Below are 17449 nucleotides of genomic sequence, written 5' to 3'. Positions count from 1 at the left end.
ATCTGACGGTCACCACCACTGCGCGCGATGGGCACCCAATTCGGAAGCTGGAAGTGACCATTGCAATGGAGTCCCGGTTATTTTCAGCGGCACATGAAGCCGATGTGCCGGCCCCCAAGGCGTTTGCTCAATCAACATCCCTTGGTCGTTTTCATCTTCAGCTCGCAGCGCCTCACCCGTCCCGGCACCGTTTTCAATCAACAACTTCGCCGTGCGTGCCAACGACAACCTGGCCGACCCACCACGCCCCAACAACGTGATTGCCGCAGCCGCCATCAAATACCCGGTTGCATGATCCAGCGCCTGAACCGGCAGCGACGTCGGTTTGTCCGCTTTCTTCCACTGCCTGCCCGCGTCGGCAATGCCGCTGCTCATCTGTACCAGGCTGTCGAAGCCGCGACGGTTCTGCCACGGGCCGCTCCAACCGTAGGCGTTGAGGCACACATCAATCAGGCCCGGCGCCAGTTTTTTCCGCTCGGCGACACCGTAGCCCAACTTTTCCAGTGCATCGGCGCGGTAGCCGTGGAGCACGATATCGGCGTCCTTGAGCAAGTTTTCGAACACGGCTCGATCGTCATTGCTGTGCAGGTCCAGCCGCGCGCAGCGTTTGCCCAACGTGACTTCAGGCACCACGCCCGGTTCGTTCCAGGTCGGTGGGTCGATGCGCAACACATCGGCGCCGAGGCCGGCGAGAAAACGACTGGCGACGGGACCGGCCAACACGCGGGTCAAGTCCAGCACCTTGATGCCTGCCAACGGTTGGGCCACAGAACCTTTCCAGGGTTTCGCGTGTTGACCTTCGTCGGCGCTGAACTGAATCAATGGCTCGGCGTTCACCGCCAGACCTTGGGGATGCGCCTGCCATTGTGCCCAGCTGCGCATCTCGGCGGCGCAACCACCGGCATCGACCACGGCCTGTTCCAGATCGGTTTTCGCCCATTGCGCAACCTTGCTCGCCATCGCCGCATGGTCGGCACAGGCGCCGAGCACGCTTTCGGCGGCGGCGCGGTGATGCGGCGCGTTGGTGTGCAGGCGGATCCAGCCATCCTGGGTCGCGTAGTCACCGGCCACCGGGTCCCACAGCGGCGGAACGCTCCAGCCCACGGGGCGGATTGAGGTGGCGAACCAGAAAGAGGTTAGGCGGCGGTCGACTTCAAGGCCGGGTAAACGACCGGTGTGTTGCTGCAGCAACTCGCTGACCGCCTGACCGGCAGCAGCGAGGCTGGCGCAGGCCAGGTCAGTCACGGCAAACGCCGAGGGCAGGGCGCCGCTCGACGTAGAGGGAATTGGCGTGTGAGGCAAGCCGAGTGCGGCTTGAATGGACGTGAGTAAACCAGTCATCGAAGGCCCTCCGGAACGAGAGCCCGAGCATAGATCAAACAGGTGATGAAGCAGATGAAATCTGTAGGAGCGAGGCTTGCCCGCGAAGAACGATAACGCGGTCTCGCAGCGCTCCCTTCGCGGGCAAGCCTCGCTCCTACAGGGCTGTCGCTGTTACACCCGGAACTGATCCATCAATTTCATCTGGTGGGTGGTCAGGGCGTTGAGCTGGCTGCTGATCTGCGCCGATTCGGTGGCCTGGCCGGTCAGGGTTTCGGTGACGGTGCGGATCGCCGAGACGTTGCGGTTGACCTCTTCGGCCACCGCGCTTTGCTGTTCGGCGGCACTGGCGATTTGCAGGTTCATGTCGCTGATCACGGTGACCGCGTCGCTGATTTTGCTCAAGGCCTGGACCGCTTGCTGGATCTGCCCGGCGTTGCTGTGGGCCTGGGTCTGGCTCGAATGCATGGTGGCAACCACGCCGCGCGTGCCAGTCTGGATGCGCTCGATCACGATGCGGATTTCTTCCACCGAATCCTGGGTGCGTTTGGCCAGGTTGCGCACTTCATCCGCCACCACCGCAAACCCGCGACCACTTTCCCCGGCACGGGCCGCTTCGATGGCTGCGTTGAGGGCGAGCAGGTTGGTTTGTTCGGCGATGCTGCGGATCACTTCCAGCACCGAACCGATCTGCTCGCTGTTGACCGCCAGCGCTTCGACTTCGGTCACGGCTTTGCTGACTTCGTCGGCCAGTTGATTGATGTCGCGGGTGCTGCGCTCGATGATCGACATGCCATCGCGCGCCGACTGGTCGGCGCCTTTGGCCGCATTGGCCGCGTTCGAGGCACTGTTGGCCACATCGTGGGCGGTGGCGCTCATCTCGTTGGACGCGGTGGCGACCTGGTCGATTTCGCGGAACTGCACCTGCATACCTTCGCTGGTCTGACGGGCGATTTCCGAAGACTGGTCGGCGGTGCCGCGAGCGTCGGTGATGCTTTGTTTGATCTGCGCGATGGTCGGTTGCAGCTTGTCGAGGAAGCGGTTGAACCAGCTCACCAGTTCGCCCAGTTCATCTTTTTTACTGTAGTGCAGGCGTTGAGTCAGGTCGCCGTCGCCGCTGGCAATCGCCTTGAGCATCTCGGCGACGCTGTTGATCGGACGGGTCACGCCGGACGCAGTGAGCCAAATCAGCAACAGACCGACCAGGCCGGCCGCGACAGCCACCAGCACTGCTTTGATCATGCCGCTTTGCTGGGCGTCATCGAGCACCGCTTGCAGCTTGACCGAATCGGCCAGCAGCACTTGTTTCGGCAGGTCGATCACCACGCCCCAGGCTTTGGAGTCGCTGATCGGGCTGACCGGGTACACCGCACGAATCACGTCGCCTTGTTCGAGGATCTTTGGCGTGCCGCCGCTGAGCAGTTGCAGGATGTCCTTGCCGTCTGCGCCCAGGGTGGCATCGATGCTCTTGCCGACCTTGCTCGCGTCGACGCTGTAACCCGCCAGCACACCGCTTCCGGAAACGATCAGCATGTGCCCGGCGCTGTTGAACAGATCACGTTGGGAATCGACCGCGGCCGCTTGCAGGGCGTCGAGGGCGATGTCGACACCGACCACGCCGATGGATTTTCCGTCCACCAGCAGCGGGACGGAAATGGTGGTCATCAGTATTTCCTTGCCGCCGACGGTGTCGGCATACGGGTCCAGCAGGCAGGTGCGTTTGCTGTCGCGAGGGCAGGTGTACCAGCTGTTGTACGGCGTGCCGCTGAGGCTCAAGGTGGTTTTGGTCATGTCGTCTTCGACCATGATCGTGTTGATCCCGGCCCCACCGGCACGGCTCCAATAACTGGCAAAACGCCCGGCTTCGTTGGATTGGCGCGCGGCATCGTTGGCGAACTCGCTGTCCTTGCCGTCCAGGCTGTTGGGCTCGAACGCCAGCCAGATCCCCAGCACTTTACTGTTGCGCTCGAACGCGGTTTTCAGGCTCTGGTTCAACTCTTCACGCAAGGCGCCGGCCTCAAGTGAGTGCTTGGCGGCCATGTTGCGCATGTCCTTGATCTGATCGGCCAGAGCAGTCACCACCAGCAAACTTTCACCAAAGGTCTTCTGCACCCGCACCGCTTGCTCGGCGGCCTTGGCCTGGAGCAGGTCCTGCACGCTGGTGGTGAGCATCTTGCGGCTGGAGGCGCTGACCAGTTCGTCGTTCTGGTTGGTCTGGTAGAAGTTCATACCGACGATCAACGCGACCACGCCAAGCAGGCACAGGCCGGACAGCAAGACGATTTTCAGGCGGATAGAGAGAGAGTCGAACATTGGGCGAACTCGCGAAAGGATGAAGTGTTGGCTGTGGGCCGATGTCGACCCGGTTCGCCAAATCCATTCAGCGCCATTAAATGCACATCGGCGTGGGACGAGGATGCATGATGGTGGCTCCGACGAGCGGTCATGGTTGAACGTTTGCGCAGAAAAATGTGCCGCAAAGCGGATTTAAAACGGGAATAAATCGCGGCGTCGATCAAGACGGTTGCGGCAATGATTCCGGCCGTGACCAGATCCACAAATTACCCAGGCTCATGCCAGCAATCGCCAGATAGATTGGCCAGCCGTGATCGAGCATCACCAGCATCAGCGTCGCACACAGCAGCATGCTGACAGTGGCACTGACCTTGGCCCGGCGGGCGATGATTTTGCCGTTGCGCCAGTTGCGCAGGATGGAACCGAACAGCGGATGGTTCTCCAGCCAGGCACTCAGGCGCGGCGAACTTTTGGTCGCGGCCCAGGCGGCGAGGAGGATGAATTCGGTGGTCGGCAGGCCGGGGATGACGATGGCTATGAGGCCGATACCCAGGCTCACGTAGGCCAGCAGGCCAAATAGGATTCGGGTGAGTGTTGAAGTGGGGTTCATAGGGCCTACGAAAAACCTGTAGGAGCGAGGCTTGCCCGCGAATGGTACGACGCGGTGCTTCAGTTAGACCGCGTTATCGTTTTTCGCGGGCAAGCCTCGCTCCTACAGGGAGGATGTTGTGTCAGGCGAGTTCTGGGGTGTAGGCCTGTTCCAGCAGCACGGTGAAGCGGTTGAAGGCATCGACGGCGGCTTGCTCGATTTCAGCTTCTTCCTGAGAGCTGAATTCCAGCGCATCGAGGGTTTTGACAAAGCGCTTCCAGCCTTCAGCGCGACCTCCGGCCGGTTCGCCCAGGTGGCGGGCGCCAAACGTTTCGCTCAAGCCCAGACCGATAGCACGCTTGATCAGGAACGCCGCGCCCAGCTTCGAACCTTCGGAGACAAACAGCCAACCCAGTGCTTCGGCTGTGCTGGGGTTCTTCACCGCGCCAGCCACCGGTGCCGGCACTTCAGTGTCCAGATCCGCCAGGTCCGCCTTGGCCGCTTCGGCCCGGCAACGAGCCGGCAAGTCCGGGACGATGGCCGTCAAATCGGCATCGTTGTACAGCGCCACCAATTCCGACTGGAACAAATACTGCGCCACCACAAAACGGGCGAAGTTGGCCTGGGTTTCAAACGGTGCGTGGGATTTGACCAACGCATCGAGTTTGGTGTGAGGCTCGTTGGTTATCTGGTTCAAGCGTTGCGAACGCAGAGCAGGGCGTTGAGCAGTGTCCTGAGTGGTCATGAGAAACCCTTGAGAAAAAGAGGTGCTTGGTAACGAGACGAATAAGCAGGCGCCTGACAGTAAAAAAACCTCACTGCACCGCTTCTATACAAGCAGCGAAGTGAGCTGTGAGCTGTTCAGCGTCAGATGTCCCAGACCAGATTGATCGCGAAGTTGCGACCCGGTTGGGTCAGGCGGTCGAGGTTGGCCGGTTGTGTCACCGAGGCTTCGCCGACGCTGTCGTAACCGCGCACGTCATCCCACTGCCAGTATTTCTTGTTGGTCAGGTTGTACAGGCCGGCGTTGACGGTCACGTCGTCGGTCACCTTGTAGAAACCCGCCAGGTCGAGCACGCCATAGCCCGGAGTCTTGAACTGGGTGCTGGTGCCGTCCGGGGTTTTGAAGCTGGTGCTGTCGACGCGGGTCTTGCGTTTGACCAGGGTCCAGCTCAACAGGGCGCCGTAGTTATCCTGGTCGTAGCCGAGGCCGAACACGCCAGTCAGCGGGTTGATGCTGTTCAGCGGCTGACCGTTGTCATCGTTACGGCCATACAGGTAGGCCACCGAGCCTTGGGTGTAGAGGCCGGACGGGGCGCCGAAGCTGTCGAGGTTCAGGCGACCCTTGAGCTCGACGCCTTTGATGGTGGCGTGGGCAATGTTGTTGCTCTGGAAGGTGGTCTCGGTGTAGCCGGGGGTGATGGCGTTTTCATCGATGAAGTCGCGGTATTTGTTGTAGAACACCGCCACATCGAACGTGCCTGCCTCGAACTGGCCGCGCAGGCCGGTTTCGTAACTCTTGCTCTTTTCCGGTTCCAGGTCCGGATTTGGCGCGACCTGATAGCCACCCGCCAGGTTTTCGAAACGACCATACAGGGCCTTGGCCGTCGGCGTGCGGAAGCCTTCGGCGTACTGGCCATACCAGGTGTAGTTGTCGTTGAAGCTGTAAGTGGTGCCGAATTTTGGCGACAGACGATGCCAGGTTTTAGTGCTGTCGCTCACCACGCCGTTGCCGCTCTGGTCGGCGGTGGCCAGGAACTCGTCGGTGATGTGCGGCTTGAGTTCGGTGTAGTCGTAGCGTGCGCCAGGCAGGAACGTCCAGTTGCCCCAGCTGATCTGATCCTGGGCGAACAGGCTGTAGCTGTTGATGGTCGGGTCCGGGAAGTCGCTGGCCGGTTTCAGGGTGTCGGCGGCACTCGGCGCACCGATGACCCGGCAGGCACCGGCCACGGTCAGGCACGTGCCGCTGCCGGTGCGCAGGCCGGTGACTTTGTCCTGTTTGAGGGTGGTGCCATAGGTTACGAGGTGCTCGGTGTCGGCAATGGCGAACGACTTGTCAGCCTGGGCATCGAACACCCATTGGCGATCCTTGTAGTTGGTGTCGCGGTTGCGCAGCACGGTACGCGATGGCGCGTAGATTTCTTCGGTGCTCTGGTCGGTCTTGGCGATCTGGTAGTTCAGCGACCACTTGATGTTGTCGGCCAGCACGCTGTCCAGACCGAAGCTGTGCTCCAGGCCAAAGCGTTCGCGGGTGACTGTGTCGTTGCCGTTGCGGGATTTATAGAAGCCGAAACCGCGTCCGGCGTTGAACGGGCCGCCCACGGCACTCAGCTGGTTGGTGTCGCGGTCGTCCTTGTAATGCTCGTAGGTCAGACCGAAGCGTGCGTCTTCGGCGTAGTCCCAGCCCAGTTTGGCCAGCACGTTGGTGGTGCGCACGTCCTCGGGGTTGGCCTCGGTGCGGTTCAGGCCGATGCCGCCGGTTTCGCCGTAGGATTCGGTTTCATGGCCGTTGCGTTGGCTCAAGTGCAGCAAGCCGTCGAAGTCACCGGTGCGACCGGCCACCGTGCCGGAGGTCAGCCAGCTGTCATCTGCCGAGCTGTAACCGGTTTTCAGACGTGCGCCGACGTCCTTGCCCGGCTTGATGATGTCATCCGGGTCCAGCGTGTAGTAGCTGACCGCGCCGCCGATGGCGTTGCTGCCGTAAAGCACCGACGCCGGGCCGCGCAGGATTTCCACACGTTTGACGATCTCGGGATCGACGTAGTTGCGGTTGGTCTGGGCATAAGGGCCGTTGAAGAAGCTGTCGGGCACTTGCACGCCGTCGATCTGGGTCAGTACGCGGTCGCCGTCGATGCCGCGGATGTTGTAGCCCGTGAGACCGGCACGCTGGCCAGCGCCGCCGACCGATACGCCCGGCTCGTAGCGCACCAGATCCTTGATGTTATTGACGTTGTTGCGGTCCAGGTCTTCGCGGGTCTGGACCGTCACCGTGCTCGGCACGCTGCTCACGTCCTGTTCATTTCGGGTGGCGCTGATGGTCACCTGATCCAGGTTGATGGCGCCGCTGTTGCTGCGCTTTTCCAGCACGATGTTGTTACTGCCCAGTTTGCGATAGCTCAGGTTGGTCCCCACCAACAGGCGATCGAGGGCTTTTTCCGGCGGCAACGAACCGCGCACACCCGGCGAGGCGACGCCGTCCGCCAGTTCGGCCGGCAAGCCGACTTGCCAGCCTGTCACCGTGGTAAAGGCATTGAGTGCCGAGACCAGCGACTGTTGCGGGATGGCGAACGAGTAGTCGCCCATGGTGCGCGTCGGCTGCCCGACGGCGGTGGCGGCCATGAGCGGCGCGGCACCGGCCATCAGGATGGCGGCCGTCAGCAGCGACAGCACGCGGGAAGGTGAAGAGGACTGGCGGGTATGGCGAGAGGACATCGATAGCGCTCCGTGTCGCACGAATCTTTATAGGTGCTGATTGGCATGTCGAGATGCGAATCAATTGCATTGGCTATAACGAGACGAACGAGCTTCGGCTATCGAGTAAAAATAATTCTCATTTAGTTCAGGATCACCAAAGCCGGAAATTCCTGGAGTCGGGCGGAGGTGATGTGAGCGAGGGAACGGACCACGTCCAGCGGTTGGTCGAGACGGTAATTGCCGGTCACGGCGACGTCGGCCAGCTGCTCGTTGGTGTTGATGATCCAGCCCGGGTAATAGCGGCGCAGCTCCGTCAGCACCTGGCTCAGCGGGCAGTTCTCGAACACCAGGCGCCCCTGGACCCACGCCAGATCAGTGGCCGCATCGAGCTTGGCCGGGCGATCAAAACCGTTGGGGCCGATGCGCACGCTTTCTCCGGCGGACAAGCGAATCCGCGCGTCGTCGCGAGTCGCTCGCAAGTCGACATCCCCACGCTGCACCCGAACCTGTGCCACACCGTCCAGATAGCGCACCGCAAACGCGGTATCGCGCACGCTGGCCTTGACCGGGCCGGCATCGATTTCCAGCGGCTGGCCGCGATTGGCCGGCACCTCGAAAAACGCCTCGCCCTGATACAACCGGGCCACGCGCTGTTGATCGTTGATGGTGCTGGAGAACGCCGAGTTGGTATTGAGCAGGACTTTCGAGCCGTCCTCCAGTTGCAGGCGCTGGCGTTCACCGACCACGGTCAAGTGATCGGCCTGGAGGCGCATCGGCAGGTTGCTGAAACTGAACAGGCCGAGGATCAACACGGCGGCGGTGGCCAGCGGTTTCCAGTGCGGACGCAGCCGCGACAGGACCGTCACTTTCGGCGGCCGGGCGGCCAGGTTTTGGGCGCATTCCACCACTTGCGGGCCATCCCAGATTGCCTGAGCCTTGGCGAACGCTTCGGCATGCAACGGGGCGGCGGCCAGCCAGTCATGAAACTGTCGGGTCTGTTCTTCGCTCGGACTGCCCAGCACGATCAGCCAGTCCAACGCCTGGTCCATCGCGCTTGCGGGGTCCCGCGCCGGTGAGGGCGGAGGGGGGGCGGGGGGAGGCACTGGAAGCGTGTCCGTCACGGTGTTTCCTCGGCAGTGTCTGTGCACGGCTGTTTTATGAGTGAAGCTTGAAAGTGGGCAAGGGTAGCAAAGCCCGAAAGCCAGCGCAGTCGATCCCGGCAGGTAGAGAATAAACCTACAGACTCAGTCGCCGTTTAACCGCTCGGCGACTCCGATGCAGATCGCCATGATCAGCTTCAGTTCTTTCTGCACGGTGCTCAATGAGACGTTGAGCTTTTCGGCGATTTCCAGATAACTGTGCCCGTGCAGCCGGCTGAGGATGAAAATCTGCTGCTGACGATGGCTGAGTTCACTGAGGCTCACGTTCAAACGCTCCAGCAATTGTTCGGCATGGGCAGTATCCTCGGCACTGCTGGCGGGGGCGGCAACGCTTTCCAGCACGTCCAGTGGCACGTCGTCGAGCATCGTGCGCGACTGAATGCGCCGCGCACGCAAATGGTCCAGCGCCAGGTTGCGGGCGGTCTGGAAAACGAAGGGTTCAAGGTGATCGATGGCCCGTTCACTGAGCGCCCGGGTCACTCGCAGGTAGGTCTCCTGCAAGAGGTCTTCGGCGGTGCTGTGATTGTTGACCATCCGCTCCAGCGTGCGCAGCAGAGAAACTCGCTGGGCGATGAAGACGTGATTGAAGCGAGATTGACTCACGGGAGAACCTGATCCATTTCGAGCGAATGATAATGCTTATCATCCGCTCGAGTGGTCAAGTATTGATTTGTGGTCGCTATGTAAAGCCGTCCAAACCCTGTGGGACCGGTTTACTCAGCGTTGCACAGCGCCAGGCAGTTATCGAGCATGCGGTTGGAGAAGCCCCATTCGTTGTCGTACCAGGCCAGTACCTTGAGCAGCTTGCCGCTGGACTTGGTGTGGTTGGCGTCGAAGATCGACGACAGCGGGTTGTGGTTGAAGTCGCTGGAGACCAGCGGCAGGGTGTTGTAGCCGAGAATCTTCGAGTGCTGGGCGGCTTCTTTCAGCAGCGCGTTCACTTCATCGGCCGATGCTTCGCGCTTGAGCTGCACGGTCAGATCCACCAGCGACACGTTAATCACCGGAACACGTACTGCCATGCCGGTCAGTTTGCCCGCCAGTTCCGGCAGCACCAGACCGACCGCTTCAGCGGCGCCGGTCTTGCTCGGGATCATGTTCTGGGTGGCCGAACGGGCGCGGTACGGGTCCGTGTGGTAGACGTCGGTCAGGTTCTGGTCGTTGGTGTAGGCGTGGATCGTGGTCATCAGACCGCTTTCGATACCCAGTTCGCGGTGCAGCACCTGCGCCACCGGGGCCAGGCAGTTAGTGGTGCACGAGGCGTTGGAAATGATCTGGTGCGATTGGCGCAGAATGTCGTGGTTGACCCCGTACACCACGGTGGCGTCGGCGCCTTTGGCCGGGGCCGAGATAATCACTTTGCGCGCGCCGGCCGTAATATGTGCGGCGGCTTTGGCACGGTCGGTGAACAGACCGGTGCATTCGAACACGACATCAATTTTTTCCGCGGCCCAGGGCAGGTCGGCCGGGTTGCGAATGGCGCTGACGGCAATGCGGTCGCCGTTGACGGTCAGGCTTTCCTGATCGTGCTGGACATCAGCGTCGAACGTGCCGTGAACGGTGTCGTACTTGAGCAGATGAGCGTTCATCGCGCTATCGCCCAGGTCATTGATGGCAACGATCTGCAGGTCTTGGCGATAACCTTGGGTATACAGTGCGCGCAGGACGTTGCGGCCAATTCGGCCAAAACCATTGATTGCGATTCGAAGAGTCATTTAACAGGGCCGCCGTCGTTTTGTTGTTGGAATTACAAGATTATTCGCATAAAAATAGAAAACAAGCCTTTTTAATGGCAATATTTTGTTCAATCTACAACGAGCGACCTGAATCAACTGGTCCGACCGATCAAGAAAACCGTCTGTCATCCCATCGACACCGGCTCTTGCTCAGCATAGACAATCAGGTCGCCACATCCGTTAGCCTGGAGTTCTACACATGCATCCCCGCGTAATTGAGGTCACCGAACGGCTTATCGCCCGCAGCCGTGCAACCCGTGAGGCTTACCTTGCGCTCATTCGCGATGCAGCCAGCGACGGTCCGATGCGCGGCAAGCTGCAATGCGCCAACTTCGCCCACGGCGTGGCCGGTTGCGGCACTGAAGACAAGAACAGTCTGCGGATGATGAATTCCGCCAACATTGCGATTGTTTCGTCATATAACGACATGCTCTCGGCGCATCAGCCGTACGAAGTCTTTCCTGAGCAGATCAAAAAAGCCCTGCGCGAAATCGGCTCCGTCGGCCAGTTCGCTGGCGGCACCCCGGCCATGTGCGATGGCGTGACCCAGGGCGAGCCAGGCATGGAACTGAGCCTGCCGAGCCGTGAGGTGATTGCGCTGTCCACCGCGGTGGCGCTGTCCCACAACATGTTCGATGGCGCGCTGATGCTCGGCATTTGCGACAAGATCGTCCCGGGCCTGATGATGGGCGCGTTGCGTTTCGGTCATCTGCCGACGATCTTCGTGCCGGGCGGGCCGATGGTCTCGGGCATTTCCAACAAGCAGAAAGCCGATGTGCGTCAGCGTTATGCCGAAGGCAAGGCCAGCCGCGAAGAGCTGCTGGAATCGGAAATGAAGTCCTACCACAGCCCCGGCACCTGCACCTTCTACGGCACCGCCAACACCAACCAGTTGCTGATGGAGGTCATGGGCCTGCACTTGCCGGGCGCCTCATTCGTCAATCCGAACACCCCGTTGCGCGACGCGTTGACCCGCGAAGCGGCGCATCAGGTCACGCGCTTGACCAAGCAGAACGGCGATTTCATGCCGATCGGCGAAATCGTCGACGAGCGCTCGCTGGTCAACTCCATCGTGGCGCTGCACGCCACCGGCGGCTCGACCAACCACACCCTGCACATGCCCGCCATCGCCATGGCGGCCGGCATTCAACTGACCTGGCAGGACATGGCCGACCTCTCCGAAGTCGTGCCGACCCTGAGCCACGTCTACCCGAACGGCAAAGCCGACATCAACCATTTCCAGGCGGCGGGCGGCATGTCGTTCCTGATCCGCGAACTGCTGGAAGCCGGGCTGCTGCACGAAAACGTCAACACGGTGCTGGGCCACGGCTTGAGCCGTTACACCATGGAACCGTTCCTCGAAAACGGCGAACTGGTCTGGCGCGAAGGCCCGATCGAAAGCCTCGACGAAAACATTCTTCGCCCAGTCGCGCGCGCATTCTCGCCTGAGGGCGGCTTGCGGGTGATGGAAGGCAACCTCGGGCGCGGTGTCATGAAAGTCTCGGCCGTGGCCCTGGAAAACCAGGTCGTAGAAGCGCCAGCCATGGTGTTCCAGGATCAGCAGGATTTGGCCGATGCCTTCAAGGCCGGTTTGCTCGAGAAGGATTTCGTCGCGGTGATGCGCTTCCAGGGCCCGCGCTCCAATGGCATGCCGGAGCTGCACAAGATGACGCCGTTCCTCGGCGTGCTGCAGGATCGCGGTTTCAAAGTCGCGCTGGTGACCGACGGGCGCATGTCCGGCGCGTCGGGGAAAATCCCGGCGGCGATTCATGTCAGTCCCGAAGCTTATGTCGGCGGCGCTCTTGCGCGGGTGCAAGAGGGCGATATCATCCGCGTCGATGGCGTCAAAGGCACCCTGGAGCTTAAGGTGGACGCCGACGAATTCGCAGCGCGCACGCCAGCCAAGGGCCTGTTGGGCAACAACATTGGCAGCGGTCGCGAACTGTTTGGTTTCATGCGCATGGCCTTCAGCTCCGCAGAGCAGGGCGCCAGCGCCTTTACTTCTGCCCTGGAGACGCTTAATTGAAACTGGCTTTGGTCGGTGACATCGGTGGGACCAACGCACGTTTCGCGTTGTGGAAAAACCAGCAACTGGAAGCGATCCAGGTGCTGGCGACGGCCGACCATGCCAGCCCGGAAGAGGCGATAGCCCTCTACCTGCGCGGGCTTGGCCTGGCGCCGGGTTCGATCGGTTCGGTCTGCCTGTCGGTGGCCGGCCCGGTGAGCGGTGACGAATTCAAGTTCACCAACAATCACTGGCGGCTCAGTCGCAAAGATTTTTGCAAGGCATTGCAGGTCGATCAGTTGTTGCTGGTCAATGATTTCTCGGCGATGGCGCTGGGCATGACCCGTTTGCAGCCGGACGAGTTTCGGGTGGTCTGCGAAGGCACGCCCGAGCCGCTGCGGCCTGCCGTGGTGATCGGTCCGGGCACGGGCCTGGGCGTCGGCACGTTGCTGGACCTGGGTGAAAGCCGTTTTGCCGCATTGCCAGGGGAAGGCGGTCACGTCGATCTGCCCCTGAGCAGCCCACGTGAAACTCAGTTGTGGCAGCACATCTTCAACGAGATCGGCCATGTCAGCGCTGAAACCGCGTTGAGCGGCAGCGGTTTGCCGCGGGTTTACCGGGCGATTTGTGCGGTGGACGGTCATGAGCCGGTGCTCGATACCCCGGAATCGATTACCGCTGCCGGTCTGGCCGGCGATCCGATTGCGCTGGAAGTGCTGGAACAGTTCTGCTGCTGGCTCGGCCGTGTCGCCGGCAACAACGTGCTGACCACCGGTGGACGCGGTGGCGTTTACATCGTCGGCGGGGTGATTCCACGGTTTGCCGATTTTTTCGTCGAAAGCGGCTTCGCCCGCTGCTTCGCCGACAAGGGCTGCATGAGCGATTACTTCAAAGGTATTCCGGTGTGGCTGGTGACGGCGCCGTATTCCGGCCTTGTCGGTGCGGGTGTGGCGCTCGATCAGGCCTGAGACCGAGTCGCCTCATTCGCGGGCAAGCCTCGCTCCTACAGAATTGGAGTCGTTCACAAAAATAGCGACCAACCCTATACCTGTAGGAGCGAGGCTTGCCCGCGAAGAGGCCGGAACAGACAACCTGGATTTACGCTCGATCAGGCATAATCCGCCCAATTCAAACAACAAGGACGCCGCCCCGTGAGCTCAGTCAACAAGTCGATTTTGTTGGTCGATGACGATCAAGAGATACGCGAGTTGCTGGACACCTACCTGACCCGCGCCGGTTTCCAGGTCCGTACCACGCCCGATGGTGCAGGCTTTCGCCAAGCGATGAACGACGCGCCGAGCGATCTGGTGATCCTCGATGTGATGCTGCCGGACGAAGATGGTTTCAGCCTCTGCCGCTGGATCCGCCAACACCCGCGTCAGGCGCAGGTGCCGATCATCATGCTCACCGCCAGCTCCGACGAGGCCGACCGCGTCATCGGTCTGGAACTGGGCGCCGATGACTATCTCGGCAAACCCTTCAGCCCTCGTGAATTGCAGGCGCGCATCAAGGCTCTGTTGCGCCGCGCGCAGTTCGGTCAGGAGCGTTCCGGCGGTGAAGTGCTGGCGTTCGATGACTGGCGGCTGGACATGGTCAGTCACCGGTTGTTTCACATCGATGGCGAAGAAGTGATTCTCTCCGGCGCCGATTTTGCGCTGCTGAAACTGTTCCTCGATCACCCTCAGGAAATCCTCGATCGCGACACCATCGGCAACGCCACCCGTGGCCGCGATCTGATGCCGCTGGATCGTATCGTCGACATGGCGGTCAGCCGTTTGCGTCAGCGCCTGCGTGATACCGAAAAACCGGCGCGACTGATCCGTACGGTGCGTGGCAGCGGCTACCAACTGGCCGCCAATGTGGTTGCCAGCAATGGCCACTGAGTTTTTCCGCACGCTCGCCGCCCGCGTACCGGTGCCGCGATCGTTGCTGGGGCGCATGTTGCTGCTGACCTTGTTGGCGGTGCTGTTCGCGCAGACCTTGTCGAGCGTGATCTGGGTGTCGCAACTGCGTGCCACGCAGCTTGAAGGCCTGGTGACCAGCGCCCGCAGCCTGGCCCATTCGATGACGGCCAGCGTCAGTTATTTTCGCTCGTTGCCGGTCGCGTTTCGTCCCTTGGTGCTCGACCAATTGCGCAGCATGGGCGGCACCCGTTTCGTGGTGACCCTCAACGACAAGCCCTTGGGCATGGACGTGCTGCCGATCACCCCGCGCAAGGAAGCCGTGCTCAAGGCGGTGGACCAAGTGTTGCGCGAGTCCCTCGGCCAAGACACGGATATCTCAGTGACCTTCGTCAGCCCCGAAGACCTGCGGATCTTCAACAGCGGGCTGAAACTCGATGAACTGCCGCGCTCCTGGGCGCATTACGCGCTCACGCTGGAGCCGGTGAACCCGCCGGTGCTGGTCACGCAAATCCAGATGGCGCCGGGCGAGTGGCTGTACATCGCCTCGCTCTTGCCCGAGCCTTACACCAGCCTTGAAGAGCAGGGCCTGCCGGCGCAGCAGGTGTGGTTCATCGTGCTTACCAGCGGCTTTTTGCTGTTGTTCATTGGCCTGCTGGTGCACTGGCAGAGTCGTCCGCTCAAGCGCCTGGCGCGGGCGGCGCGGGACATGTCCCTTGGTGCCGAAGTCGAACCGGTGGCCGAAGGCGGCGGCAGTGAAGTGGTTGAAGTGGGCCGCGCTTTCAATGCGATGCGCGAACGGATCAGCCGTTACCTGACTGAGCGCAGCCAGTTGTTCAGCGCGATTTCCCATGACCTGCGCACGCCGATCACCCGCTTGCGGTTGCGGGTCGAATTGCTTGAGGACGAACAGCTGCAAGCCAAGTTCGGCCGTGATCTGGATGAGCTGGAGCTGTTGGTCAAAGGCGCGCTGCAATGCGTGAAAGACACCGATATTCACGAAAACATCGAGCCGGTGGATCTTAACCATGTGCTCGATTGCCTGGTGGAACCGTACCTGGCGCCCAACGGCAATGGTCGCGTGACCCAACAAGGGCGGGCGTTGGCGGCGTACCCGGGCAAACCGCTGGCGCTCAAGCGCTGCATCGGCAACCTGATCGACAACGCGTTGAAGTATGGGCAGAACGCGCATTTGCATATTGATGACGACGAGAGCGCCTTCATCCTGCATGTCGATGACGAAGGGCCGGGCGTGCCGGAGCAGCGGATGGAGCAGGTGTTCGAACCGCACTTCCGGTTGGCCGGGCAGCAGCAGGGATATGGTTTGGGGTTGGGAATTGCGCGCAACATTGCCCACAGCCATGGTGGCGAGGTCAGCCTGCAAAACCTGCGTGAAGGCGGGTTGCGGGTGACGTTGCAGTTACCTCGTTCGATCGATTGACGCAGACCCTGTGGTGAGGGGATTTATCCCCGTTGGGTGGCGTAGCCGCCCCAAAAACTGCAATTGCGGTGTATCTGGTATATCGAGTGCAATGGTTTCACGGCTGCTTCGCAGCCGAACGGGGATAAATCCCCTCACCACAGGTTCATCACTCGCCGTAGAACCCGGCTGAATGTCACAAGCCGGTGACATAACTCGCCCCCTTCGTTACAAGCCCCGCACTGCCCGTTGTTTAGACTGCCCCCAGTCAAAACAACAAAAAAGGCACCTCATGGACACCTTCCAACCTGCATTCAGCAGTTGGCTGAACGCACCTGCCCATCAGCAATGGCTCGCGGCCGAAGGCCTGCGTCTGCTGGCGTTTGCCAAGGCTTCAAAGCTTGCTGAAGGCTTCGGCAATCTCGATGAAAAGGGCCGTCTCCCGGCCAACGCCCACGCCGAAACCATGAACACCGCACGCATGACCCACAGCTTCGCCATGGCGCACATCCAGGGCTTGCCGGGTTTTGCCGAGCTGGTCGATCACGGTATCCAGGCGCTCAGCGGCCCATTGCGCGATGCCGAACACGGCGGCTGGTTTGCAGTCGCCCATCACCGCGATGACAACACCGGCAAGGCGGCCTACCTGCACGCCTTCGTGGCTCTCGCGGCGAGTTCGGCGGTCGTCGCTCGGCGCCCCGGTGCACAAGCGTTGCTCGATGACGCGATCAATATCATCGACATGCATTTCTGGAGCGAGGAGGAGGGCGCGATGCGCGAATCCTTTGCTCGCGACTGGAGCGGTGAAGAAGCCTACCGCGGCGCCAACAGCAACATGCACGCCACCGAAGCCTTTCTCGCCCTGGCGGATGTCACCGAAGACAAACGCTGGCTGTGCCGTGCTCAACGCATCGTCGAGCGAGTGATTCATGGTCACGCCGCTGCCAACGACTATCTGGTGGTCGAGCATTTCGATCGCGATTGGCAGCCGCTGCGCGAGTACAACCACGACAACCCGGCCGACGGTTTCCGCCCCTACGGCACCACGCCGGGTCACGGTTTCGAATGGGCGCGGCTGTTGCTGCACCTCGAAGCGGCACGCGTGCAAGCCGGCATGCTCACGCCGGGTTGGCTGGCCACCGACGCGCAAAAACTCTTTGACCACAACTGCCGTCACGGTTGGGATATCGACGGTGCGCCGGGCATTGTCTACACCCTCGACTGGGGCAATCGCGCGGTGGTTCGCCATCGTTTGCACTGGACCCATTGCGAAGCCAGCGCCGCCGCCAGCGCGTTGCTTAAACGCACTGGAGATACGCAATACGAAACCTGGTACCGGCTGTTCTGGGAATTCTGTGACAGTCATTTCATCGACCGCTGCGATGGCAGTTGGCACCATGAACTCGACCCGCAAAACCGCCCGAGTGCTGATATCTGGGCCGGTAAACCGGACCTGTATCACGCCTGGCAAGCCGTCCTGATCCCGCGCCTGCCGCTGGCGCCGAGCATGGCCACGGCCTTGGGGCAGTTGTCCCAGAGCGCTCCTGTGTAACCATGTGGTGACATTCAAGCGTCCCTTCGTTACCTGCGAGGGGATAACTCCTGTTTA

At 61.3% G+C, this 17449-nt stretch carries 13 protein-coding genes and 1 pseudogene; 5 read left to right on the top strand and 9 right to left on the bottom strand.

Annotation, left to right across the window (positions count from 1 at the left end; all coding sequences use genetic code 11):
* Positions 1 to 9: 9 nt before the first annotated feature.
* The 9 genes and pseudogenes from ACA051_RS22710 to gap all read right to left on the bottom strand — a co-directional run bounded on the left by ACA051_RS22710 (position 10) and on the right by gap (position 10493).
* Entirely contained in the window at positions 10 to 1341 is a 1332-nt protein-coding gene (locus ACA051_RS22710) for a CoA transferase (protein WP_497372010.1), read from the bottom strand.
* Positions 1342 to 1494: 153 nt separating this feature from the next.
* A complete protein-coding gene (locus ACA051_RS22705) occupies positions 1495 to 2250 on the bottom strand; it encodes a methyl-accepting chemotaxis protein (RefSeq protein WP_403107341.1) in 756 nt (251 codons plus the stop codon).
* Positions 2251 to 2352: 102 nt separating this feature from the next.
* A pseudogene (locus ACA051_RS22700) lies at positions 2353 to 3360 on the bottom strand (methyl-accepting chemotaxis protein); the annotation flags it as partial.
* A gap of 475 nt (positions 3361 to 3835) precedes the next feature.
* Positions 3836 to 4225 carry a YbaN family protein gene (locus ACA051_RS22695; protein WP_497304867.1) on the bottom strand — a complete coding sequence of 130 codons (390 nt, stop codon included), beginning with the start codon at positions 4223 to 4225 and terminating at the stop codon, positions 3836 to 3838.
* 121 nt (positions 4226 to 4346) lie between these two features.
* Complete coding sequence (locus tag ACA051_RS22690) at positions 4347 to 4949, bottom strand: biliverdin-producing heme oxygenase (RefSeq protein WP_497372008.1); 603 nt, start codon at positions 4947 to 4949, stop codon at positions 4347 to 4349.
* A gap of 122 nt (positions 4950 to 5071) precedes the next feature.
* On the bottom strand, positions 5072 to 7636 hold the full coding sequence (locus ACA051_RS22685) for a TonB-dependent receptor (RefSeq protein WP_497372006.1): 2565 nt from the start codon (positions 7634 to 7636) through the stop codon (positions 5072 to 5074).
* A 122-nt stretch (positions 7637 to 7758) separates the two neighbouring features.
* Complete coding sequence (locus ACA051_RS22680; protein WP_497304861.1) at positions 7759 to 8667, bottom strand: FecR family protein; 909 nt, start codon at positions 8665 to 8667, stop codon at positions 7759 to 7761.
* A 195-nt stretch (positions 8668 to 8862) separates the two neighbouring features.
* Positions 8863 to 9381, bottom strand: coding sequence for an RNA polymerase sigma factor (locus ACA051_RS22675; RefSeq protein WP_403107308.1), 519 nt, complete (start codon positions 9379 to 9381; stop codon positions 8863 to 8865).
* A gap of 110 nt (positions 9382 to 9491) precedes the next feature.
* Positions 9492 to 10493: a type I glyceraldehyde-3-phosphate dehydrogenase gene (gap, locus tag ACA051_RS22670; RefSeq protein WP_497372004.1), complete on the bottom strand. Its 1002-nt coding sequence runs from the start codon at positions 10491 to 10493 to the stop codon at positions 9492 to 9494.
* 220 nt (positions 10494 to 10713) lie between these two features.
* Here gap and edd point away from each other — a divergent pair, with 220 nt between their 5' ends.
* The 5 genes from edd to ACA051_RS22645 all read left to right on the top strand — a co-directional run bounded on the left by edd (position 10714) and on the right by ACA051_RS22645 (position 17392).
* Positions 10714 to 12540 (top strand): phosphogluconate dehydratase, encoded by a 1827-nt coding sequence (edd, locus tag ACA051_RS22665; protein WP_497304857.1) that lies wholly within the window; start codon positions 10714 to 10716, stop codon positions 12538 to 12540.
* The gene (locus ACA051_RS22660) at positions 12537 to 13487 is read left to right on the top strand and encodes a glucokinase (protein ID WP_497372002.1); all 951 of its coding nucleotides are present in this window, start codon (positions 12537 to 12539) and stop codon (positions 13485 to 13487) included. Before edd ends, ACA051_RS22660 begins: the two co-directional genes overlap by 4 nt.
* Positions 13488 to 13670: 183 nt before the next feature.
* Entirely contained in the window at positions 13671 to 14402 is a 732-nt protein-coding gene (locus ACA051_RS22655) for a response regulator (protein WP_497304853.1), read from the top strand.
* Positions 14392 to 15861 carry an ATP-binding protein gene (locus tag ACA051_RS22650; RefSeq protein ID WP_497304851.1) on the top strand — a complete coding sequence of 490 codons (1470 nt, stop codon included), beginning with the start codon at positions 14392 to 14394 and terminating at the stop codon, positions 15859 to 15861. Before ACA051_RS22655 ends, ACA051_RS22650 begins: the two co-directional genes overlap by 11 nt.
* Positions 15862 to 16132: 271 nt before the next feature.
* Positions 16133 to 17392: a D-mannose isomerase gene (locus ACA051_RS22645; protein ID WP_497372000.1), complete on the top strand. Its 1260-nt coding sequence runs from the start codon at positions 16133 to 16135 to the stop codon at positions 17390 to 17392.
* Positions 17393 to 17449: the final 57 nt, after the last annotated feature.

It is taken from the genome of Pseudomonas sp. LBUM1669, from assembly GCF_059695705.1.
The sequence above is the reverse complement of the archived record's forward strand: the minus strand, read 5'-3'. Positions and strand labels throughout refer to the sequence as shown.

Bases quoted from the DNA above. Each gene is read 5' to 3' on its own strand.
- ACA051_RS22650 (WP_497304851.1), top strand. From the start codon at position 14,392: ATGGCCACTGAGTTTTTCCGCACGCTCGCCGCCCGCGTACCGGTGCCG.
- ACA051_RS22690 (WP_497372008.1), bottom strand. From the start codon at position 4,949: ATGACCACTCAGGACACTGCTCAACGCCCTGCTCTGCGTTCGCAACGC.
- ACA051_RS22695 (WP_497304867.1), bottom strand. From the start codon at position 4,225: ATGAACCCCACTTCAACACTCACCCGAATCCTATTTGGCCTGCTGGCC.
- ACA051_RS22685 (WP_497372006.1), bottom strand. From the start codon at position 7,636: ATGTCCTCTCGCCATACCCGCCAGTCCTCTTCACCTTCCCGCGTGCTG.
- ACA051_RS22705 (WP_403107341.1), bottom strand. From the start codon at position 2,250: ATGCAGGTGCAGTTCCGCGAAATCGACCAGGTCGCCACCGCGTCCAAC.
- gap (WP_497372004.1), bottom strand. From the start codon at position 10,493: ATGACTCTTCGAATCGCAATCAATGGTTTTGGCCGAATTGGCCGCAAC.
- edd (WP_497304857.1), top strand. From the start codon at position 10,714: ATGCATCCCCGCGTAATTGAGGTCACCGAACGGCTTATCGCCCGCAGC.
- ACA051_RS22710 (WP_497372010.1), bottom strand. From the start codon at position 1,341: ATGACTGGTTTACTCACGTCCATTCAAGCCGCACTCGGCTTGCCTCAC.
- ACA051_RS22645 (WP_497372000.1), top strand. From the start codon at position 16,133: ATGGACACCTTCCAACCTGCATTCAGCAGTTGGCTGAACGCACCTGCC.
- ACA051_RS22680 (WP_497304861.1), bottom strand. From the start codon at position 8,667: ATGGACCAGGCGTTGGACTGGCTGATCGTGCTGGGCAGTCCGAGCGAA.